Raw genomic sequence first — 21,211 nt, 5'->3', positions numbered from 1 at the left:
GACTGTTATGGCGGAATTAGCCAATTGCGCACAATGTGGTCGCTTATTCGCGAAAGTGGTGCGATCCGTCTGTGATGTGTGTTATCAGGAAGAAGAGAAAATGTTTGAAACGGTTTATAAATTCATTCGCAAAAAAGCGAATCGGGAAGCTTCTATAATAGAGGTTTCACAAGCCACAGGAGTTCCTGAAAAGACGATTATCCGGTTTGTAAGAGAAGGACGCCTTCGGGCAAGTCAATTTCCCAATCTTACATTCCCATGTGACAGTTGCGGTAAGCAGATTAGTACAGGACGAACGTGCGATGATTGCCACAACCAATTGAAAAAAGAATTGGAAACACATGACCGTTTTGTACAAAAACAACAAGTGAATGAACGAATAACTTACTATACAGAAAAATAATCCAAAGGTGGAGTAAGGAGGAAATTCCATTGAAGATCAATCGAAATGGAAACATCTCAAACAACCCATACAAACACCAGCTCAATAAACAAACTCAACAGCAGCCACAACAAATGAAGCAAGATCAACTGGAAATTTCAAAAAAGGCACTTGAAATGCAGAAGAGCGGAAAGGCATCAACAGAGCGTATGGAAAAGATCGAACATCTGAAAAACGAAGTTCAATCCGGAAATTATCAGGTGGACGCTGCCAAGGTTGCGAAAAAGTTTTATGACTTTTGGACGAAAAGCTGAGGGTGAATGAAATGACAGCAAAACAAATGGTCGGACTTTTGTCCGATATACATATACAGCACGAAAAGCTTTTGGACTTGTCGGTTCAGAAGACAGAAACGCTCAAAAAGAATGACATTAAATCGTTGGATCATTTGCTGAGTCTTGAAACCCAATGCATTCAGCGAATAGAATCGTTAGAAGATAATCGGGTAAGAGAAGTAGAGCTACTGTTGAACCGCAACGGAATCGTGGCTGATGAAAACCCAGCACTTGCTCAGCTTTTACGTTTCTTTGATGAGGAAGATCAAGAACAATTAATTGCGGTTCAGGAAAAATTGAAGGTTACCATTCAACAGCTCCAAGAACAAAATGAGTTGAACAATGAGTTGACGAGACAATCGTTACAGTTTGTCAATGCGTCGCTGTCGTTGATGGAGCCGAAGAAACCTACAGGAAACTACAGACGCCCTGGGCAAGCCCAACAGAAGAACAGCTACCAAAAACAACAATCGATTTTTGATTCTAAAGCATAGAAAGGCGGCATTGAATAATGTCATCTACGTTTCACGGACTTGAAACATCACTGAGAGGTTTACGTACGCACCAAAGTGCGTTGAATACAACCGGTCATAATATCTCTAACGCAAGTACACCTGGTTATTCAAGACAACGAGTCAATTTTTCACAAACGGAACCTTATCCAGCAGCTGCCCGAAACCGCCCTCAAGTTCCCGGGCAGATGGGTACTGGTGTAGAGGCTGGGACGGTTCAACGTGTGCGTGAAAGTTTCTTGGATCTACAATTTCGAGGTGAAAACACGAAGTCTGGCTATTGGTCTGCTCGAAGTGACGCACTTCAAAAGATGGAAGAAGTAATGAATGAACCTTCTGACCATGGGTTGGCAAAAACAATGGATCGCTTCTGGCAATCATTGCAAGATTTAGTGGTGAATCCAGAAGACTCGGGAGCGCGTTCAGTCGTTCGCCAGCGTGGGGTTGCCCTAGCTGAAACGTTTAACTATCTTTCAACTTCTTTAAACTCTATTCGTGATGATTTTAAAACACAAATTGATGTGACCACAAAAGAAATCAACTCAATCGCAGAGCAAATCAATGATATTAACCGTCAAATTAGTGAAATAGAGCCACACGGTTATTTGCCAAATGACTTATACGACAAGCGAGATGGATTAGTAGATCGTTTGTCAGAGCTTGCCAATGTTAAGGTAACGGCAGTTGGTAGCGGTGGACAAGCACTTGATATCGCAGAAGGAAAATATACTGTTGAATTACTAGATTCGAATGGTAATTCAATCGGCAACCTAGTGGATGGAAGTACACTCTCTACAAACGGATTATCCATTACTGATAGCGATGGTAATGGAGAATTTGATCAGTTTGCACTAGGTGGTGCAACAGGTGCATTGGACCAATTAGGCCAAGGGAAACTAAAGGGACTACTCGAATCTCATGGTTTTGAGTCTGGAGGTTCTGTTAAGGGAATCTATCCAGATATGCTAGCGGACCTAGATGAAATGGCTTATCGTTTTGTTAGTGCATTCAATACGCAACATCAAGCTGGTAATGATTTGAACGGAGCTAATGGTGGTAACTTTTTTGCCTTTACATCAGCTGTAGATGCTACTACTTTTGCTGGTGCTGCATCCAAGTTAACACTTGATAACAATATTTCAGGGGCAAATGGATTAAGCAATATTGCAGCTTCAATGGACGGAAATCCTGGTGATGGAAGTAATGCTCTAAATCTGGCGGATGTAAAAGATCAAACACTAGCATTTAATACTGGGAATGCAACGTTCCAAAGTTATTTTGAAGGGGCTATAGGTGAAATGGCGGTTAGTGCGCAACAGGCGAACCGTCTGGTCGAGAACTCCAATACATTAAAGCAATCCGTAGAAGAACGTCGTCAATCGGTAAGCGGTGTGTCTCTAGATGAAGAAATGACGAAAATGATGCAATTTCAACACGCTTATAATGCGGCGGCTCGTAATATTACGAGTATTGATGAAATGCTTGACCGCATCATCAACGGCATGGGTCGGGTAGGAAGGTAGTGAACTAAATGCGTGTAACACAAAGTATGCTGACAGGAAACATGTTGCGTAATCTAAGCCAAAGCTATGAACGAATGGGGAAATACCAAGAGCAGATGTCTACAGGAAAACGGATTACCAAGCCTTCTGATGACCCTGTAGTCGCTATGAAAGGGATGGAATATCGCACCGACCTGACGGAAGTGGAACAGTTCAAACGTAATCTATCTGAAGTGTATAGCTGGATGGATAACTCAGATGCAGCATTAGATGAGGCAGGGCAAGCATTACATCGAATCCGAGAACTGACTGTACAAGCAAGTAACGGTACTTATGAGCAAGGTCAAAGAAGTGCGATTGGCGATGAAATTGATCAATTACGTGATCATTTGATTTCTGTAGCAAATACAAAAGTCGGTGGAAAATATATCTTTAATGGAACGAATACAACAAATCCACCAGTAGCAACTGATGGAACGGTTGTAGCACCAGTTAATACCAATCCAGTCAATGTAGAAGTGACAAAAGGAATTAAAATCAAAGCAAATATAGATCAAACCAATGTGTTTTCACAGCAAATGTTTGACGATCTTCGAGACTTGGTTTCTGATTTGAAGAGTGGAAACGGAAGTAACGTAGACAGCTATCTTTCAAAAATTGACATTCATACGGATAGTTCAATCGCTGAAAGAGCTGAGCTTGGTGCACGATATAATCGCGTTGAGATGATTCAAGACCGTGTCGCTGAGCAAGAAGTCATTGCGAATCGTATCCTCTCTGACAATGAAGACGCCGATATGGAACGGGTCATCATTGACTTGAAAACCCAGGAAAGCATCCATCGTGCAGCGCTAGCAGCAGGGTCAAGAATTATTCAACCAACCTTAATGGACTTTTTGCGATAAAAGCTATCTAGATAGATAGCTTTTTTTCGATAATGAGGTGAAGTAGATGAAGATAGCCCAAATACAAATACAATCTCAACCTGCGTTAATAGGGCTGAAAACAAGAAATGCCATCCAGGAAATAAAACAACCCAAAGCTGAACAAACCATCCAACAACCGAAAGCTGAATTGAAGATTAATACTACAAAAGGATCCCTAACGATAGATCAAACTCAAGCATGGAACGATATGGATCTGAAAAGTGTGAACGTTCGTATGAGAGCGGCAGCTCAACTCGGTCGTAGTGGTGTCTTAGAAGGTATTGCTCGTCGAGCTCAACAAGGTGACCAGCTTATGAAGATTGAAGATGGTGGCCATCCGATACCTGAGCAAGCGCGAACCAACAGTGGTGATGGAATGAAAGAATGGAACATAGGGTGGATTCCTTCAGCTGGGAGTGTGAAGATTCATTACCAACCAGCTGAGGTGCAAATTGATATCAAAGCGAACAAACCTGTTATTGAAACTATTGCCAAGAAGCCTGAACATATCTATCAACCGGGGAAAACAGAAGTATATTTAAGACAAGAAAACTCTTTGAAAATAAATGTTGTCTAATAAAATGAGTGTGGTGAAGAATATGTTGATTGAAACAAGATATTTTGGAGAAGTTGAAGTCGAAGGAAATGAAGTTATTACGTTCGAGCAAGGTTTACCAGGATTTGTTGATGAAAAAAAGTTTGTAATCATCCCCTTTGCAGATGAAGAAACACCTTTAAGTATTTTGCAATCTACTGGAACTCCATCTTTAGCGTTCGTGATTGCAAATCCATTCATGTTTTATAAAGATTATGAATTTACGATTCCTGAAGGAGTTTTGGGTCAACTTAAGATTAAAGATGAAAAAGAGGTGGCGGTATTTGTCATTTTAACCGTTGAGGATCCATTTGAAAACACGACAGCAAATTTGAAAGCTCCAATCGTACTTAAAGTAGAAGAACGAGTAGGAAAGCAAGTTGTTCTGAACGATGATAACTATCATACAAAACACAAATTAATACAAGAACCCTTAAGTGCAATTAAGGGGGAGAGCTAACATGTTAGTCTTGACGCGTAAACCGAATGAAGCTATTCAAATAGGAGAGGACATCGAAATAAAAGTCCTTGGAATTGATGGTGATCAAGTAAAGTTGGGAGTCAATGCTCCAAAACATATCGATATACATAGGAAGGAAATTTATTTATCCATACAGGATGAAAATAGTAAAGCTAGTCAAGCCCCATCCGATTTACTTGAGACGTTAAAATCAGTAAAAAAATCTAAATAAACTATTAAAGAGAGTTTATGTGATGTCGATAATAGAAATGTAAGCAAAAACAGCCATCATGGTCGGCCGACATGAATGTTTGTTTTTGTCAAAATCAAACCACATGGACGTGGTTCGGACAATTCAAGGAGGAATTTTATAATGAGAATTAATCACAACATTGCAGCTCTTAATACGTATCGTCAATTAGGAAATGCAAACAACATGCAATCAAAGTCTATGGAAAAGCTTTCATCTGGTCTTCGTATCAACCGTGCTGGAGACGATGCAGCTGGTCTTGCAATCTCTGAAAAAATGCGTGGACAAGTTCGTGGACTTGAGCAAGCATCTCGTAACTCACAAGATGGTATTTCATTAATTCAAACTGCTGAAGGTGCTTTGAATGAAACGCATTCAATCCTTCAACGTATGCGTGAATTAGCAGTTCAATCTTCCAACGATACTAATACTGCAGAAGATCGTACAGCTCTACAAAATGAAGTAGATGAATTAGCTAAAGAAGTAACTCGTATCTCTAACCAAACAGAATTCAATACAAAAACACTAATTGATGGTGTTGGGGCAGCGTCATTGGATTTCCAAATCGGTGCCAATGATTCTCAACAACTAACCATTTCAATTGGTGCAATGGATGCTGCTAGTTTAGGTGTAGATGATGGGACAGGTACAGCTGCTGTAACTGGAGGAGATGCAACAGTAAATGGTGGTATTGATATCTCTACTGACGCTGCAACTGCTACTGCAGCAATTTCTACAATTGACACTGCAATCCAAACAGTTTCCGATGAGCGTGCTAAATTAGGTGCGAACCAAAACCGTTTAGAGCACACAATCAACAACCTTGGAACATCTTCTGAAAACTTAACTGCTGCAGAATCTCGTATCCGTGACGTAGATATGGCAAAAGAAATGATGGCACAAACCAAGAATTCAATTCTTGCACAAGCAGCACAAGCGATGCTAGCTCAATCCAATAGCATACCTCAGGGAGTATTACAACTACTTAGGTAACTATTGAAGGGCGTCTTATCTGGTAACGGATAAGAAGATAACTGGGTGAATTGCTGGAACTTCCTAAAGCTGACTCAACCACAACGTAGTTGGAAACGACAAGCGTGAAGGTATGAAAATGAGTGAGATTGGATAATCAGCAGCCAAGCTCCTGGCTCGAAAGAGTGGAGAAGGTTCAACGACTAGAAAAGACCATCTAAGGCCATAAGGCTATGATGATGAATTTCGTAGGGTGGGAAATTCCATTCGAAGTGCCCAGCCCCAATTTGGGTGAAGATATAGTCTATTCTATGATCGAAAGACATAGCGGCGAAGCAAGCCAACCAACAACCACAAGGAGTTCTTCAACTTCTTCGTTAATTTTAAAAGAATGGTCGTCTCATTTGAGGCGACCATTTTTATATTGATCAACTTTTTCCTAGCTACAGATGTGTATAAGTTCTCAAATTCATATAATATTTGTCGATAATATAAATAGGTAAGAAGGTGTAGAGGTGAGTTTGAATATTATTTCAAATCATATATAAGGTGGTACGATATGAATACATTTTTATCAGCATGCTTAATAGTAAAAGATGAAGAAAAAGTGTTAAAAAGATGCTTGGAATCTATTGTTGGAATTGTGGATGAATTAATAATAGTTGATACAGGATCTACTGATAAGACAAGAGAAATCGCATTAGAATTTACTGATTCGTTTTACGAATTTAAGTGGAATGATAACTTTTCTGATGCTCGTAATTATGCAGCATCTAAAGCAACAGGAGATTGGATTTTTGTACTTGATGCTGATGAATTTGTAGACAGAACTAGTTTTGAGCAATTCAAATCCAGTCTTAAATTAGGAACTTCAGATAATATCTTGTCTGTACAAATCGTTAACTTTGTAGGAGAGAACGGAAAAAGTACAGTTTTAAACAATCACGAGCGTGTTTATAAGAATGATGGGAGTATTAGATATTATCGTAATATACACGAAGAGTTAAAACATCAGAGTAATAATGAAAAGAGAGGAATAGCTGAACTACAAATATTTCATTCTGGTTATATGAAAAACGTAGTAATTGAAAAAGGGAAATCAGAAAGAAATCTTAGGTTGTTAGAACAAAAGAAATCAAAAGATCCTATAGACTATTATTATTTAGGAAATGAGTATTCTTCGACAGGAGATATTGATAAAGCAATATCGAATTATAAAAAAGGTTACCGGTTAAAAAAGGATTTGAGCATAGATTGGATACAAAAACTATTAGTGAGATTGGTTAAATGCTTACATATTACTGGGGATTATAATGAAGCTTTAGAAATAGTTAAATCGGTTGAAAAAGTTTATCCATACACGGTTGATTTTAAATTTTTGAAAGGAACGTTACTTTCAGAAATAGGAGCAGAATCAGAAGCGATATCAATTTTTAATGAGATTATCCGAAAAAGGAATGATCTGAGGGCGGATTATAGTATTGATTATTTAGAGTATTTGCCACATAAACATCTTGGTGAATTATATGAGAAGGAAGGAAACCTGCAGCTAGCTGTTCATCATTATTCTAAATCTTTATCTGTTAATGATTCAGATGATTATATTTGGATGAGACTAATTAACCTACTATCCCATAATGTATCACTGGAAGACTTGATTAAATTTATTAATAGTAACTGTTTAAATAGGAGTACCATAAATACTTTAAGAGGTATGAGAATATTATTAAAGGTTCCTAACTTGGAAGTTCAAAAACTTACAAAGTCTTTTCTAGAGGATCCTTCTCTTTCATCTATAGAAAAAGAATCATTAATATTAAAAAATCTAATCCTTGAAGATAAGTTTATTGAAGTCGAACACCGATTGAAATTAATAAGTATTGATGAACATAGTTCGATACTTTCAACTGGCTTATTTAATATCGTTGATTACATTATTCTTGTTCTAAACACTGATGACAATTACTTTAAGAAGATTTTATCGAATGTAAAATCAGACTTAAACATTAAAAATTTGTTGAATGTACTGTACGGGACGAAAAGTAAAAAGCTAACCTCTTTTGAAGAAGAATTATTTAGTGTAATTTACAAGCAATCTTTGGTTATTAATCACCTCAAAATAATTAAATCGCTTGAAAATAAGATGAGACATCTTAGTGTTGATGGAAGAAGAAAGCTAAAGAAAGAATTAAGGATGTACAAATTACATTCACTAGCTAATTAGTTTTTTTGGTTTTAATAAAAGTAAAAAGAAAACGTAAATAAAATAACCCAAATCATTATTGATTAGGGTTATTTTTATGGAAGTAAAATCATCAAAAATGGAGTATTTCGATATGGAATAATACATGAAATCGGCAGTACTTAATAAGTAGTTATTATTTGTAAGTGGAACAAGTATAATAGCTACTCTTATCGAATTTCTTTCACACTTATAATAATGACGTAAAATATCTTAAGGTTTATTCACTTTTTACCGATAAAAAAGGTAAAGAAAAGAAGTGATGGAGGAGCGGTTATGAGCGTAGGGAATGCGGGGAAAATAACGACAGATTTACCTTCTCTTAGCAAGATTGTAGATCTTAAGTATCAAAAGGCTAATAAAAACCAAAATCAAAAAACTGTTGCAGAAGATACTAAAATTCCAAAAGAAGTCTTGCAAGAAAAGGTAGAAAGCATGAACGAGTTTTTGGTTCCAACTCATACCTCTTTAAGGTTTCAACTCCATGAACAATCAGAAGAATACTATGTACAGGTAATAGATGATAAGTCTAAGGAGGTCATCAGAGAAATTCCTGATCGGAAATTCTTAGACATGTATGCGGCGATGGCTGAACTTGTGGGAATTGTTGTAGACAAGAAGATTTAGAGGTGATAGTAGATGGACATGCGAATTGGTGGTCTAGCCAGTGGAATGGACATTGATCAAATAGTTAGTGATCTAATGAAGGCAGAGCGTATGCCACTAGACAAGATGAATCAAGATAAGCAGCTTCTTGAATGGAAACGCGATGACTACCGCGAGATGAACAAGCTGTTAAAAGAATTAGATCAGCACATTTTTGATGGAGTTTTTCGTCAAAGTACTTATTTGACCAAATCAACTTCAAGTTCTAACCCTACTGCAGTAACAGCTAAGGCTGGGAATAATGCTGCAGCAACGAACACGACTATTAATGTAACGAATCTTGCAAAGGCGGCAATGTATAATTCAGCAACTCTGGTAACAGACAATGGCGGGCAACCCGTTTCCGGAGATGATAATTTAGATACGATTACGTTTAATAATGGGAGCAAGTTTGATACACCATTCACATTGAAATTAAGTGTGATGAAACCTGGTGAATCAGCTGCAAGCGACATTACTCTAGATATTGATCCTTCTACGGACTCTATCAATGATGTGATGTCTAAAATCAATTCCCACACCTCATTGGGTGTCTCTGCCTTTTATGATGAAGCAACTAACAAAGTTGTCCTTACCATGAAAAATACAGGTAGCGGGGCTAAACTCAGTATTACGGATGATGGATCTGGTGACACGAAGACTGCGGAGTTTTTCAGTTCGCTAGGATTCACAAATGCAACAACTGGTAGGGAGTTAGGAGACTCCAACGGGGATGGTGTGGTGGATGGTAGTGATGCAGCTATCAAAACTGTTGGACAAGATGCGTCTTTTACCTACAACGGTTTTGCCACAACCCGTAAGACGAATAATTTCACCATCAACGATGTCACCTATAGTTTAAATCAAACAGGTTCAGCGAACATTTCTGTTTCACAGGATACGGATACGATTCTTGATAAGATCGTTAAGTTCGTCGATAAGTATAATGAGACGATTGAAAAGATTAATGGCGAGTTGAAAGAAGAGCGTTTCCGGGATTATCGTCCACTTACAGATAAACAGAAGGAAGATCTTTCTGAGCGTGAAGTGGAGCTTTGGGAAGAGAAGGCTCGCAGCGGAATGCTGAAGAGTGATTCGATCCTTAACGGTGGCTTGAACAGCATGCGGACCGACCTTTACTCTCAAGTGACAGGTGCAAACGTAAATACGAAGTACGACCAGCTTGCTGAAATTGGAATCAAGACTTCGTCCAACTATTTAGATCGTGGAAAACTGATCATCACTGAGGATAAACTGCGTGCTGCTATCCAGGATGACCCGGATGCTATCTACCAGTTGTTCATGAGTGATGGTGCGACCAATAGTGAAAAGGGAATTGCTCGCCGTCTTCGTGACTCGATTGATCAGACGATGGATAAGGTTGAGGTGAAAGCAGGGAACTCGCTGAAAACGAATGCCCAGTTCACGATCGGCCGGAACTTATCAGATCTGGATACTCGAATTACAGACTTCGAGCGTCGCCTTATCGACATCGAGGATCGGTATTGGAGTCAGTTTACGGCGATGGAAAAGGCGATCAGCCGCATGAATCAACAGTCCATGTTCTTGATGAATCAATTCGGCGGCGGCATGTAAACCGCATTAAAATAAGGAGTTGTTTGTATTACCATGTCTCTTAATGCTTATCAGACATACCAACAAAATTCTGTCGGAACGGCGTCTCCAGGTGAATTGACGTTAATGCTATATAATGGTTGCTTGAAATTTTTAAAACAGGCGAAAACAGCGATTGAAACAGGAAATGTTCAAGATAAAAACACCAACTTGCAGAAGGCTCAGAAAATCATTCAAGAGCTGATGGTGACCTTGAACACGGATGTCCCAGTTGGAAATCAGATGCTGCAGCTTTACGATTACATGAATCGTCGTCTGATCGATGCGAATGTGAAAAATGATGTGACAATCATTGAAGAAGTGGAAGGGCTGACGACGGAATTCCGTGATACTTGGAAGGAAGTCATCCAGCAGAACCGTAAGGCAAACTATGGGATGGGTGGCCAAGCTTAAATGAGTCACGTACAGGAATTGTTGGAACAGACAGAAAAGCTTTACGACCATGTTCAAAAAGGGCTGCCGGAGGAAGAGCCAGAAGACTATCTGGACGAACTGAATGCCTATATGGACTATCGTCAAAAGCTGATTGAGCGGTTGTCAGGGGATTATACAGATGAGGAAAAAGAGCTGGGTGAACAGCTTGTGGAAATCAACAAGCTGATTCAACCCTATCTCGACGAACAGATGAAACAGATCAAGTCACAAATGATGAAGATCAGAGTGAAGCGGACAAACAATACGAAGTATTCAAATCCATATCAGTCCAATCGTGCAGATGGTATGTTTTTTGATAAACGGAAGTAGGTTTTAAATATGATTCAAATGGAACAAAAGCAATTTGAAGTGATCAGTCAGTATGTGGATTTGCTGCAGGTGATTGAGGAAGGATTCAACTATATTGAAGGTCGGTACCAAGAGGATGCAGTCATGGCCGGAGACCGAATTCTTGGGGATGTATTCCTCGCGTTTTCTCAAATTGAGGGAGCGAACAAGATTATCTTGGATGTGTTTAATGGGGAAAAGGCCGTGGAACAAGAAATTGGGATGTTCAGTTCCATCATTGATATTGTAAAAGAATTGGAACAGAACTTTGAAGATGCGGATGAGAAAAAACGAATCGTTCTAACGAAGCTGATGCCGGCATTTCTATCATGGAAGGTTCTGATTGAGTCCGAGTTCAAACCATATTTGCAGCATTAAGTCTGGTGTGACCCAGGCTTTTTTATTTGGAGCAGGACATTATGAGTTGTAGATGGAATCCTTTTTACATAGAAAGGAGAGAATCATGAAAAAGTTACTGCTTACCGGCTTTGAGCCGTTCTTGGATCATAAGATGAATCCGACTGAAATGATTGTAAAAGAATTGGATGGGAAAACCATTGGAGCGTTTGAGATTATTGGGCATGTGTTGCCTGTAGATTATGAGCAAGCTTCGCCCAAGTTATTGAACTTAGTTGATGAACTAGAGCCAGATGCAGTCATTGCCCTGGGTTTAGCGGCTGGTCGTAATAAAATAACACCAGAACGTGTAGCGATTAACGTGAATGACGGTGTGAAGGACAATTCCGGTCGGGTACCTGTTGATCAACCAATAATTGAAGGTGGCCCCGCAGCCTATTTTTCAATGTTACCGATTAGGGAGATGGTCAACGCTTTGTTAGAAGAGGGAATACCAGCTGAGATTTCGAATACAGCGGGGACATATTTGTGTAACAATGTCATGTATTCCGTACTTCATGAATTGGAAAAAAGAGGTGGGGAATTTCCAGCTGGGTTCATCCATGTTCCTGCTTCTTTTGAACTTGGGACACAAGATGGGAGACTTTCTTGCTGGCCTCTTAAAACCATCCAAGAAGCGGTTGAAGTGTGCATTAGAATGGTGAATTAATACCCTTGGTGTATGTGCGTCCTAGCTAAGCTTGTCTGACATTTAGTAACTTTTTACTAATCATTTTTGGAAAGTTGACTCTAAAGCTTGTCACATTGTATACTTTTATTGTGGAAATTTCCACATGATTTTTTCAATACGAAAGGAATGTGAATTACATGCAAGGTAAAGTAAAATGGTTCAATGCAGAGAAGGGCTTCGGATTCATCGAAGTTGAAGGTCAAGACGACGTATTTGTACACTATTCTGCTATCGAGTCTGAAGGCTTCAAAACTCTTGAAGAAGGTCAAGACGTTGAGTTTGAAGTTGTAGAAGGCAACCGTGGACCTCAAGCATCAAACGTAACAAAGCTTTAATTCACATTCCTTTTTGAGAATTTGAATTAATAGCAAGCCCTCCCGCTTCTCGTTCAGAGGAGCGGGTTTTGTTTTGCCCATTTGAGGTTAGTTGTACAGAATTAATTTGGAATTGGGCAGAATTAAATTGGAGTTAGGCAGAATAAATCCGAAAGTGGGAAGAATAACTTCCGATTTGGTCAGAATTATTCCGAAATTGGACAGAATAACGCCGCAAGCCTACAAGACCAGCTCCAATTCACACATAATTTTGATCTATCGGCGTACCTTATGCTCATTTACAATCCCTTCATATATCCTCCGAAAGACCTCTACAGTTTGGACACTAGTTTGTCGAATAATCTCTGTAACATGCCGGAACTTCGGCATGTAAACCGCGTGTTTCCTTATATATTTCGCTGTTTTTGCCCGTTTTCCACTACTTTACTAGAAAGTTAAAAATATTGTCAGAATTTTTGATTTTCTTTTATGTTTATGAAGGAATTGTTAAGGGGTATAGCGAAATATATATTAACACCGAAAGGAGGAGTCTTTCATGAACTTTAACATTCGTGGAGATAATATTGAGGTAACACCTGCATTAAGGAACTACTCCGAAAAAAAGGTAAGTAAGCTGGAGCGTTATTTTGATGGTACTCCAAACTCTGATGTTTACATCAACCTAAAGGTGTTCAATAATGAGCAGCTGGTGGAAGTGACGATTCCGATGCCTGGCCTGTTGTTACGAGCTGAGGAGTCTCACGATGACATGTATGCTGCGATTGACTTAGTGGTTGAGAAATTGGAAAGACAAATCCGAAAGCACAAAACGAAAGTGAATCGTAAATTCCGCCAGGGCGGCGCGATTAAGTTCGCCTTCGCAAATGGTAACGGAAGTGCAGCACCTGCTACTACGACTCTTGTGCAAGAAGAAGAGGATGAGGAAGAATTCCCGGTGGTGCGTAACAAGCGATTCGATTTGAAACCGATGGATACACAAGAGGCGATCCTGCAAATGGATATGCTAGGACACAATTTCTTTGTATTCTCACATGCGGAATCTGGAGAAACGAACGTCGTGTACAAACGTAAGGATGGAAAGTACGGGCTGATTGCTCCGGACATCGAATAGACGAATGAAAATGCACTTGGGTGCGGTCGATAAGACCGCGCCCTTTTTACATGGAAAAAAGAAGCACTTCTGCGGGGCGGTTATCCCTTGAATTCTTGTCCTTCCTCTTGCAAACTGTTAAAATAAAGCATGGACTATAGTTAGAAGAATTTTCAAAAATCATATTGATTTTGCAAATAGAGGTGCTGACTTCATGATCGGAATGTTAAAGAAGATTTTCCCTACTGGTAACGAGCGTCAAATCGGCCGTCTTCAGAAGTATGCGGACGAGGTTGAAGCGCTAGGACCAGAAATGGAAGCTTTGTCACATGAGCAATTGAAGGCGAAGACAGAAGAATTCAAGTCCCGTCTGGAAAACGGCGAGACGCTAGATGATATTCTAATTGAAGCGTTCGCAGTCGTACGTGAAGCGGCGACGCGTGTGCTTGGGCTACGACCATACCCGGTTCAGATCATGGGTGCGGTTTCGTTGCACGAAGGAAATATATCTGAAATGAAAACCGGTGAAGGTAAGACGCTAGTCGCCACTATGCCGGTCTATTTGAATGCCCTGACAGGAAAAGGCGTACACGTCGTCACGGTCAACGAATACTTGGCTGCGCGTGATGCTGAAGAAATGGGCCAACTGTATAACTATCTTGGTTTGACAGTCGGGTTGAACGTCACGGGTCTTTCGAAAGAGGAGAAGAAAGAAGCGTACAGTGCGGATATTACGTATGCGACGAACAATGAGCTTGGGTTCGACTATCTCCGTGACAACATGGTTCTGTATAAAGAAGAAATGGTTCAGCGTCCGTTGAACTATGCGATCGTCGATGAGGTCGACTCGATTCTGATTGACGAAGCACGTACACCGTTGATCATTTCGGGGAACTCCGCGAAATCGACTGAGCTTTACCGAATTGCAAACCAATTCATTCATCAGTTAAAACTTGATGAAGATTACACGTTTGATATCAAAACGAAGAACGTTCAGCTGACGGAAGAAGGTATGTCCAAAGCCGAGAAGTTCTTCAACGTAGAGAACTTGTTTGATATTTCCAACGTGTCAATCAACCATCACATCAACCAGGCGTTGAAGGCGCATGTGATTATGCATCGTGATACAGATTACGTCGTGCAAGAAGGCGAGGTTGTCATCGTCGATCCATTTACGGGTCGTTTGATGGCAGGTCGTCGTTACAGTGATGGACTTCACCAGGCGATTGAGGCGAAAGAAGGGCTTCAAATTCAGCGTGAGTCGATGACACTTGCCACAATCACATTCCAGAACTACTTCCGTATGTACAACAAGCTTGCCGGTATGACCGGTACGGCGAAAACGGAAGAAGAGGAATTCCGTAACATTTACAACATGGATGTTATCGTCATTCCGACGAACAGGCCGATTGCGCGACTGGATAATCCGGACCACATTTATAAGACGCAAGAAGGGAAGTTTCGTGCGGTTGTAAACGATGTGGCTGAGCGTCATCGAAAAGGACAACCTGTTCTTGTTGGTACGGTTGCAGTTGAAACATCTGAATTGATCGCAACTTTACTGAAGAAAAAAGGCGTCCCACATAACGTATTGAACGCGAAGAACCACGGTCGTGAGGCACAGATCATCGAAGATGCCGGTCAAAAAGGTGCCGTTACGATTGCAACAAACATGGCTGGTCGTGGTACGGACATCAAGCTTGGTGAAGGTGTTCTGGATCTTGGTGGTCTTCATATCGTCGGTACTGAGCGTCACGAATCCCGTCGTATCGATAACCAGCTCCGTGGACGTTCCGGACGTCAAGGGGACCCAGGTTCCTCTCAATTTTATATTTCAATGGAAGACGAATTGATGCGTCGATTCGCTTCAGATAACATGCGTGCGATGATGGACCGCCTTGGTATGGAAGAAGACCAGCCGTTAGAAAGTAAAATGGTTACCAAAGCGGTTGAGACGGCGCAAAAACGAGTGGAAGGTCATAACTATGACGCTCGTAAGCAGTTGCTGCAATACGATGATGTTATGCGTCAACAGCGTGAAATCATTTATGCGCAACGTGCTGAAGTGCTTGAGTCAGATAACCTTCGTGAAATCGTCGAGCGCATGATCAAGTCGACGGTCGAGCGCATTGTTGAAGCGCACACACCGGAAGAAGAGGTTCAGGAAGATTGGGACCTTCAAGCAATCCTCGATTATGCTAACGCGACGTTCTTGCATGAAGGGGAAGTGACGGTCAAGGACATCAAAGGTAAAGAGCGCGAAGAGATCATCGATGTGTTCATGGCAAAAGTGAAGGAAGAGTACGACCGTAAAGAGTCTAAGCTTGAGCGGGAACAAATGCGTGAATTTGAAAAAGTCATCGTGCTTCGCTCTGTCGACCGTAAATGGATGGATCACATCGATGCGATGGATCAGCTTCGTCAAGGTATTCACTTGCGTGCCTATGGTCAGAATGATCCGTTGCGTGAGTATCAGTTCGAAGGATTCCAAATGTTTGAAGCGATGGTTGAAGCGATTGAAGAGGAAGTTGCGACTTACGTCATGAAGGCGCAAGTGGAGCAGAACCTGCAGCGTGAAAAAGTCGCCGAAGGAAAAGCGGTCGATCCGAAAGCGCAAGAACAACAAAAGAAAAAGCCAGTCCGTAGGCAAAGTGATGTGGGGCGAAATGAACCATGTCCTTGCGGAAGCGGAAAGAAATATAAGCACTGTCACGGTGCGTAACGTATAGTGATTTACCTTAAAGAAGGCTTGGCCCTGCCAAGTTTTCTTTTCACTTTAACGTGACTTTCTTCCTACGGTGCCAGGTACGCTCGAGGAAGTCAGTCATACCAACGGTTTTGAAATGGTGTCAGGCACTGATTCTAATCGCTGCTGTATCAACGGTTGCGAATCAGTGCCTGGTACTTCCTAAACAAGGAGGAGTACGATTATGGAATTAGTGGAGATTAAGCAAGAGTTATCTGCGATGCAGAAGCGAATAGAAGATTTTAGGGGGTCTCTTTGACTTAGATCATAAAGAGGCTCGTATTGCTGAATTGGAACAACAGATGACAGAGCCGGATTTTTGGGATAACCAGGATACGGCGCAAACGGTCATCGGCGAAGTGAATGGTTTGAAAGAAGTGGTCAACGAATTCCGTGAGCTTCAGGAAACGTTTGAAAACCTTGAAGTTTCCTATGAGCTTGTAAAAGAAGAGGAAGACGCGGACTTACAAAGTGAGCTGGAAGGCGAATTGAAGGAACTCTCGAAACAGATGGGAGATTTCGAGCTGACGCTTCTTCTCAGTGAACCGCATGATAAGAACAATGCGATTCTTGAGCTCCATCCAGGTGCCGGTGGAACAGAGTCCCAGGATTGGGCTTCTATGCTTTTACGAATGTATACGCGTTGGGCGGAAAATAAAGGGTTCAAGGTCGAAACGCTCGACTACTTACCTGGTGACGAAGCCGGCGTGAAGAGTGTGACCCTATCAATCAAAGGGCACAATGCTTATGGATACTTGAAAGCGGAGAAAGGTGTTCATCGTCTCGTGCGAATTTCGCCATTTGACTCATCTGGTCGTCGTCATACGTCCTTCGTTTCTTGTGAGGTTATGCCTGAGTTAAGCGATGATATCGAAATCGAATTGAAGCCGGATGAAATCAAGGTGGACACGTATCGTGCTAGTGGAGCTGGTGGTCAGCACGTCAACACGACTGACTCGGCGGTTCGTATGACACACGTTCCTACGAACACGATTGTGTCATGTCAAACTGAGCGTTCTCAGATCAAAAACCGTGAACGTGCAATGAAGATGTTGAAAGCGAAGCTCTATCAGAAGAAGATTGAAGAGCAGCAAGCCGAGCTCAATGAAATCCGTGGTGAGCAGAAAGAAATCGGCTGGGGAAGCCAGATTCGTTCTTACGTTTTCCATCCATACAGTATGGCGAAGGATCACCGTACGAATGTGGAAATCGGAAACATCAACGCGGTCATGGATGGCGAAATCGACCCATTCATCGACGCTTATCTTCGTTCTAGAATTAAATAATCGTGTGAAACCGGGGACAGCGGAAAAACGTTGTCCCCGTTGTTTTTGCCGCAGTTTTACAGTGATGATGCAGTGCCAATCAAACGTTTGATTGACGATTCGTAAAAGATGTCGAACACACTCTGAAACAAAACTCTCATCCCTTGTGCCACTTGACTTTATAGACAAACTAGTGCTAATAATCGGAAAATTTACTTAATCACGAGGTAGTGATATACTTTTTAAGGTTATAACACTACCAAAATTTCCTTTTACATAAAGTGAGTGGTACGACATGATGATGGCAGTTCGACGCAATAAAGTAAATCCTAAAGTTCTGACGGCACTCGATTATCTATTCGTTTTGATCGGTTCCGCTTTTGTCGCGTTAGCATTCAACTTGTTTCTAGCACCGAACAATATCGCTTCAGGCGGTGTTGTCGGGATCAGTTTGATTTTGAAAAATTTATTTGGATGGATGCCTTCGATCGTCCAGTGGTCGTTGAATATTCCATTGTTCATAGCAGGCGTGGTCATCCTTGGGAAAAACTTCGGGGTGAAAACGCTGATCGGAACGCTGTTTTTACCATTCGTCGTCTTCTTATCGGAGGGGGCAGAACCGGTTACGAACGATCCTTTGCTAGGGGCATTGTTCGGAGGTCTCGGGGTCGGTTTAGGACTCGGGATCGTGTTCCGCGGAAAAGCTTCAACGGGTGGAATCGACCTAGCGGCTCAAATCGTCCACAAATATACAGGAATCTCCCTAGGTCTTTGCGTTCTATCCATCGATGGTGCAATCGTAACGGCTTCGGCGTTCGTTTTCTCTATTGAACAAGCGCTCTATGCGATGATCGGTATGTTCTTGACGGCAAAAACGATCGACGTTGTACAGATGGGACTCGGTTATTCTAAGATGGCGTACATCATTACGCAGCATGAGGACGAAGTGCGGGATGAAATCTTCAAAGAAATCGACCGTGGTGTGACGCGCATTAAAGCGACAGGTGGATTCACCGATCACGAGCGTCCGATGCTTATGTGTGTCGTGGAACAATTTGAAGTGACCCGATTGAAACAACACGTGAAAAAAGTGGATCCAAACGCCTTTGTCATCATCGTCAATGCCCACGAAGTTTTAGGTGAAGGATTCAGTCAATAAAGGAAAGCTCCCATTTCGGGAGCTTTTTATTTAGCCTAATTTTTACTGTATATAGGTGAATGCTTACGATTCGTGATTAGGCTTGTCATATAATACACCATTACGAGATTATTAGGATGTGTAGATATGAAAAGAAAGCATTGTAATTGCTATGGGTGTACACCCGGTAATGGGTGTTGTGTAATCATACAAAAGGGTGAAGGACCACCCGGACCACCTGGGCCAGAAGGACCTCCAGGACCTCAAGGTGAACAAGGATCTCAGGGGCCACAAGGTGATCCAGGTCCTCAGGGTCCACAAGGGGAGCAAGGGCCACCGGGACCTACTCCAACAGAAATTGCCTTTCGAGCATTTGATTCAGTAGCGCAAATCGTACCTGGTACGAATACACCAACAACGATCACATTTGAAACAGAAGTTTTTGATATGAGCAATGGATATAATCCTGCAACTTCCACGTATACTGCACCACAAACCGCGACTTACTCGGTGTGTTCCAGTGTAGAATATACAGTGGCTACAGGTGGAGGACAAGCACCGACGAATGTTCGATTGATCCTCACCAGCAATAGCGGAGCGGCTGTAACAGACTTGGATCTTGCTGTTTCCAACCCAGGAACGACAGATAAAGTTCAAGGATGTACCATTATCCGTTTGAATGCTGGAGAAACCATTCAAATCCAGCTCCAGTCATCCAGCCGTAGCGTGACAACGATTATAGGGAACCGTTTCACTCATTTTGAAACTGGTCGTATATTTTAAACCTTGGCTATGAAAGCTAGGGTTTTTTTAATGCCCACTTTTAGGTGATATAATAAAGGTAGAGAAAGGGGTGGCTAATATGAGTGACATTCTGTTGTTTGATGGGGAGTGCAATATGTGCAACGGGGCGGTTCAATTCATCATCAAGCGGGACCCGTCCGGTCATTACAAATTCGCACCTCTGCAAAGTGAAATCGGACATTGTTACGTTCAAAAGCACAATCTACCGAACACGTTGGAATCGTTCGTGCTTATTCGGAACGGCAAGGCGTATCAACACTCGAGCGCAGCTTTGCGAGTATGCCGTCGCTTGAAAGGACCATGGAAACTAGCGACAACCTTACTCATCATTCCAAAGCCGCTCAGAGATGCCATCTATACATTTATTGCTCGAAACCGTTACAAGTGGTTCGGAAAAAGGGAAGAATGTATGATACCGACACCGGATATGAAGAGTCGATTTCTATAAAAGAGAGAGGACAAGTGGAGATGCCATCTTTTTACGAAAACGCGTTAGGATCGGATTTCAATAAGCTTCACCCTAAAATTCAGGAGAAGTTCAACATCTCTACGGAAGATCAGGAGGCGATTTTCTGCAAAGGCGTGATGGAGGAGATTTCCGGACCATCATGGGTTGTGAAGCCCGTAAAAAAATTCGGTACCGACCGCCATCTCATTTTTCCGGAAAGAGGGAGAGACATTCCATTTGATCTGGAGATCTACGCTTTCAAAGATCCGATAGATCGTGAGACGCTGTCCTGGATTCGTACCTTTCATTTTGATAAAGTGGATCGTCGCTTCGACTCCACGATGGTGTACAGCAACCGATTCAATGAAATCATGGACTATCTGGGAAACGTCCAAGCAACGCCAGTCGGAATCGATCTGAAAGTGACCGAGTCAGGCGGCCTCATCCTAAGTACGTCCAAGCAGTACTTTTATGTAGGGAACAAACGCCTTTCGGTGCCATCTGGCCTCATGGTAAAAGGGATCGTCCATGAAGAGTATGATGACACGGCTGATCATTATAAGGTGGATATCACCGTCAACAATGCTGTCCTGGGGACAGTGTTCCGTTATCGAGGGACCTTTGAGATGGAAAAGGTTCCGTTCCGGTCCCCAGATATTCCCCAATACGCTTATCCTAAAAAATATGATGCTAAAGGATAAGTGTTTTTCCCTTGCTTTCATTTCCTACGATAACATTCCAATGGTTCACGACCACAACGACCAGAAATCTGTGTCGAAAAATCGCTACTAAACTAAAATGAACTCGCTTCCGATATAAACAGTGAATCGAAAGTAGCGGTTGACCTCTTCCAGTGACATCCTACCCATACTTATTTTACCAACAGTATCAATACCACTATAGTAAGATCTGTTTACCGTTAATAGAAAATTTTGTACTTCTTGACTATTTCTTTGCAGGATTTTATGAAGTATTGTAGAAAGGTACAACAAAGCAAAAAGTTTGTCGAATAATATTTAGTGCCAAATCTCAGTCCATTACTCGCTTCGTCATATTTTGAAACAGAAATGTAATATGATT

24 protein-coding genes are annotated in these 21,211 nt (G+C 41.5%); all 24 read left to right on the top strand.

The genetic code is table 11. From position 1 onward, the window contains the following. The first annotated feature begins 7 nt into the window (after positions 1-7). The 24 genes from ACSVDE_RS14420 (at position 8) to ACSVDE_RS14305 (ending at position 20,832) form a co-directional block, all read left to right on the top strand. Positions 8-403 carry a TIGR03826 family flagellar region protein gene (locus tag ACSVDE_RS14420; protein ID WP_439301561.1) on the top strand — a complete coding sequence of 132 codons (396 nt, stop codon included), beginning with the start codon at positions 8-10 and terminating at the stop codon, positions 401-403. A gap of 29 nt (positions 404-432) precedes the next feature. Next, positions 433-696 (top strand): flagellar biosynthesis anti-sigma factor FlgM, encoded by a 264-nt coding sequence (gene flgM / locus ACSVDE_RS14415; protein ID WP_439301560.1) that lies wholly within the window; start codon positions 433-435, stop codon positions 694-696. An 11-nt stretch (positions 697-707) separates the two neighbouring features. After that, positions 708-1,211 carry a flagellar protein FlgN gene (locus tag ACSVDE_RS14410; RefSeq protein WP_439301559.1) on the top strand — a complete coding sequence of 168 codons (504 nt, stop codon included), beginning with the start codon at positions 708-710 and terminating at the stop codon, positions 1,209-1,211. A gap of 17 nt (positions 1,212-1,228) precedes the next feature. Further along, the gene (flgK, locus tag ACSVDE_RS14405; protein ID WP_439301558.1) at positions 1,229-2,752 is read left to right on the top strand and encodes a flagellar hook-associated protein FlgK; all 1,524 of its coding nucleotides are present in this window, start codon (positions 1,229-1,231) and stop codon (positions 2,750-2,752) included. Positions 2,753-2,760: 8 nt separating this feature from the next. Then, the gene (flgL, locus tag ACSVDE_RS14400; RefSeq protein WP_439301557.1) at positions 2,761-3,636 is read left to right on the top strand and encodes a flagellar hook-associated protein FlgL; all 876 of its coding nucleotides are present in this window, start codon (positions 2,761-2,763) and stop codon (positions 3,634-3,636) included. 46 nt (positions 3,637-3,682) lie between these two features. After that, a complete protein-coding gene (locus ACSVDE_RS14395) occupies positions 3,683-4,234 on the top strand; it encodes a DUF6470 family protein (RefSeq protein WP_439301556.1) in 552 nt (183 codons plus the stop codon). Positions 4,235-4,256: 22 nt separating this feature from the next. Beyond that, positions 4,257-4,712: a flagellar assembly protein FliW gene (gene fliW, locus ACSVDE_RS14390; protein WP_439301555.1), complete on the top strand. Its 456-nt coding sequence runs from the start codon at positions 4,257-4,259 to the stop codon at positions 4,710-4,712. Position 4,713: 1 nt separating this feature from the next. After that, the gene (gene csrA / locus ACSVDE_RS14385; RefSeq protein WP_439301554.1) at positions 4,714-4,944 is read left to right on the top strand and encodes a carbon storage regulator CsrA; all 231 of its coding nucleotides are present in this window, start codon (positions 4,714-4,716) and stop codon (positions 4,942-4,944) included. Between the two features lie 141 nt (positions 4,945-5,085). Then, positions 5,086-5,955: a flagellin Hag gene (hag, locus tag ACSVDE_RS14380; protein WP_439301553.1), complete on the top strand. Its 870-nt coding sequence runs from the start codon at positions 5,086-5,088 to the stop codon at positions 5,953-5,955. A gap of 538 nt (positions 5,956-6,493) precedes the next feature. Next, positions 6,494-8,158 (top strand): tetratricopeptide repeat-containing glycosyltransferase family 2 protein, encoded by a 1,665-nt coding sequence (locus ACSVDE_RS14375; RefSeq protein WP_439301552.1) that lies wholly within the window; start codon positions 6,494-6,496, stop codon positions 8,156-8,158. 294 nt (positions 8,159-8,452) lie between these two features. Next, positions 8,453-8,803, top strand: coding sequence for a flagellar protein FlaG (gene flaG / locus ACSVDE_RS14370; protein ID WP_439301551.1), 351 nt, complete (start codon positions 8,453-8,455; stop codon positions 8,801-8,803). 12 nt (positions 8,804-8,815) lie between these two features. Next, positions 8,816-10,417 carry a flagellar hook-associated protein 2 gene (locus ACSVDE_RS14365; RefSeq protein ID WP_439301550.1) on the top strand — a complete coding sequence of 534 codons (1,602 nt, stop codon included), beginning with the start codon at positions 8,816-8,818 and terminating at the stop codon, positions 10,415-10,417. Between the two features lie 33 nt (positions 10,418-10,450). Continuing rightward, the gene (gene fliS, locus ACSVDE_RS14360; protein ID WP_439301549.1) at positions 10,451-10,849 is read left to right on the top strand and encodes a flagellar export chaperone FliS; all 399 of its coding nucleotides are present in this window, start codon (positions 10,451-10,453) and stop codon (positions 10,847-10,849) included. Beyond that, entirely contained in the window at positions 10,850-11,200 is a 351-nt protein-coding gene (locus ACSVDE_RS14355) for a hypothetical protein (RefSeq protein ID WP_439301548.1), read from the top strand. A 9-nt stretch (positions 11,201-11,209) separates the two neighbouring features. Continuing rightward, a complete protein-coding gene (locus ACSVDE_RS14350) occupies positions 11,210-11,596 on the top strand; it encodes a hypothetical protein (RefSeq protein WP_439301547.1) in 387 nt (128 codons plus the stop codon). A gap of 85 nt (positions 11,597-11,681) precedes the next feature. After that, entirely contained in the window at positions 11,682-12,284 is a 603-nt protein-coding gene (pcp, locus tag ACSVDE_RS14345) for a pyroglutamyl-peptidase I (RefSeq protein WP_439301546.1), read from the top strand. A gap of 158 nt (positions 12,285-12,442) precedes the next feature. Further along, a complete protein-coding gene (cspD, locus tag ACSVDE_RS14340; protein ID WP_236336607.1) occupies positions 12,443-12,640 on the top strand; it encodes a cold-shock protein CspD in 198 nt (65 codons plus the stop codon). A 535-nt stretch (positions 12,641-13,175) separates the two neighbouring features. Then, complete coding sequence (gene hpf, locus ACSVDE_RS14335) at positions 13,176-13,751, top strand: ribosome hibernation-promoting factor, HPF/YfiA family (RefSeq protein ID WP_439301545.1); 576 nt, start codon at positions 13,176-13,178, stop codon at positions 13,749-13,751. 193 nt (positions 13,752-13,944) lie between these two features. Continuing rightward, positions 13,945-16,452, top strand: coding sequence for a preprotein translocase subunit SecA (gene secA / locus ACSVDE_RS14330; RefSeq protein ID WP_439301544.1), 2,508 nt, complete (start codon positions 13,945-13,947; stop codon positions 16,450-16,452). A gap of 208 nt (positions 16,453-16,660) precedes the next feature. Further along, a protein-coding gene (prfB, locus tag ACSVDE_RS14325; protein ID WP_439301543.1) for a peptide chain release factor 2 occupies positions 16,661-17,762 on the top strand; the annotation gives its coding sequence in 2 pieces (ribosomal slippage) (positions 16,661-16,732 and positions 16,734-17,762; 1,101 coding nt in all). A 280-nt stretch (positions 17,763-18,042) separates the two neighbouring features. Beyond that, a complete protein-coding gene (locus tag ACSVDE_RS14320) occupies positions 18,043-18,900 on the top strand; it encodes a YitT family protein (RefSeq protein WP_439302014.1) in 858 nt (285 codons plus the stop codon). Between the two features lie 126 nt (positions 18,901-19,026). Next, on the top strand, positions 19,027-19,662 hold the full coding sequence (locus tag ACSVDE_RS14315) for a collagen-like triple helix repeat-containing protein (RefSeq protein ID WP_439301542.1): 636 nt from the start codon (positions 19,027-19,029) through the stop codon (positions 19,660-19,662). A 79-nt stretch (positions 19,663-19,741) separates the two neighbouring features. Next, on the top strand, positions 19,742-20,131 hold the full coding sequence (locus ACSVDE_RS14310) for a thiol-disulfide oxidoreductase DCC family protein (RefSeq protein WP_439301541.1): 390 nt from the start codon (positions 19,742-19,744) through the stop codon (positions 20,129-20,131). Then, positions 20,089-20,832 carry a DUF4166 domain-containing protein gene (locus ACSVDE_RS14305; protein WP_439301540.1) on the top strand — a complete coding sequence of 248 codons (744 nt, stop codon included), beginning with the start codon at positions 20,089-20,091 and terminating at the stop codon, positions 20,830-20,832. The genes ACSVDE_RS14310 and ACSVDE_RS14305 overlap by 43 nt, the downstream gene beginning before the upstream one ends. Positions 20,833-21,211 lie beyond the last annotated feature (379 nt).

Source organism: Pseudalkalibacillus sp. Hm43, assembly GCF_051842935.1.
Taxonomy (GTDB): domain Bacteria; phylum Bacillota; class Bacilli; order Bacillales; family Fictibacillaceae; genus Pseudalkalibacillus.
This window is presented reverse-complemented; position numbering and strand designations above follow the sequence as displayed.

Coding starts and splice junctions, on each gene's coding strand:
- ACSVDE_RS14310 (WP_439301541.1), top strand. CDS start 19,742: ATGAGTGACATTCTGTTGTTTGATGGGGAGTGCAATATGTGCAACGGG.
- cspD (WP_236336607.1), top strand. CDS start 12,443: ATGCAAGGTAAAGTAAAATGGTTCAATGCAGAGAAGGGCTTCGGATTC.
- fliS (WP_439301549.1), top strand. CDS start 10,451: ATGTCTCTTAATGCTTATCAGACATACCAACAAAATTCTGTCGGAACG.
- flgL (WP_439301557.1), top strand. CDS start 2,761: ATGCGTGTAACACAAAGTATGCTGACAGGAAACATGTTGCGTAATCTA.
- ACSVDE_RS14355 (WP_439301548.1), top strand. CDS start 10,850: ATGAGTCACGTACAGGAATTGTTGGAACAGACAGAAAAGCTTTACGAC.
- ACSVDE_RS14350 (WP_439301547.1), top strand. CDS start 11,210: ATGATTCAAATGGAACAAAAGCAATTTGAAGTGATCAGTCAGTATGTG.
- hag (WP_439301553.1), top strand. CDS start 5,086: ATGAGAATTAATCACAACATTGCAGCTCTTAATACGTATCGTCAATTA.
- secA (WP_439301544.1), top strand. CDS start 13,945: ATGATCGGAATGTTAAAGAAGATTTTCCCTACTGGTAACGAGCGTCAA.
- ACSVDE_RS14410 (WP_439301559.1), top strand. CDS start 708: ATGACAGCAAAACAAATGGTCGGACTTTTGTCCGATATACATATACAG.
- hpf (WP_439301545.1), top strand. CDS start 13,176: ATGAACTTTAACATTCGTGGAGATAATATTGAGGTAACACCTGCATTA.
- ACSVDE_RS14420 (WP_439301561.1), top strand. CDS start 8: ATGGCGGAATTAGCCAATTGCGCACAATGTGGTCGCTTATTCGCGAAA.
- ACSVDE_RS14305 (WP_439301540.1), top strand. CDS start 20,089: ATGTATGATACCGACACCGGATATGAAGAGTCGATTTCTATAAAAGAG.
- ACSVDE_RS14320 (WP_439302014.1), top strand. CDS start 18,043: ATGGCAGTTCGACGCAATAAAGTAAATCCTAAAGTTCTGACGGCACTC.
- flaG (WP_439301551.1), top strand. CDS start 8,453: ATGAGCGTAGGGAATGCGGGGAAAATAACGACAGATTTACCTTCTCTT.
- pcp (WP_439301546.1), top strand. CDS start 11,682: ATGAAAAAGTTACTGCTTACCGGCTTTGAGCCGTTCTTGGATCATAAG.
- csrA (WP_439301554.1), top strand. CDS start 4,714: ATGTTAGTCTTGACGCGTAAACCGAATGAAGCTATTCAAATAGGAGAG.
- ACSVDE_RS14395 (WP_439301556.1), top strand. CDS start 3,683: ATGAAGATAGCCCAAATACAAATACAATCTCAACCTGCGTTAATAGGG.
- ACSVDE_RS14375 (WP_439301552.1), top strand. CDS start 6,494: ATGAATACATTTTTATCAGCATGCTTAATAGTAAAAGATGAAGAAAAA.
- flgK (WP_439301558.1), top strand. CDS start 1,229: ATGTCATCTACGTTTCACGGACTTGAAACATCACTGAGAGGTTTACGT.
- fliW (WP_439301555.1), top strand. CDS start 4,257: ATGTTGATTGAAACAAGATATTTTGGAGAAGTTGAAGTCGAAGGAAAT.
- ACSVDE_RS14365 (WP_439301550.1), top strand. CDS start 8,816: ATGGACATGCGAATTGGTGGTCTAGCCAGTGGAATGGACATTGATCAA.
- ACSVDE_RS14315 (WP_439301542.1), top strand. CDS start 19,027: ATGAAAAGAAAGCATTGTAATTGCTATGGGTGTACACCCGGTAATGGG.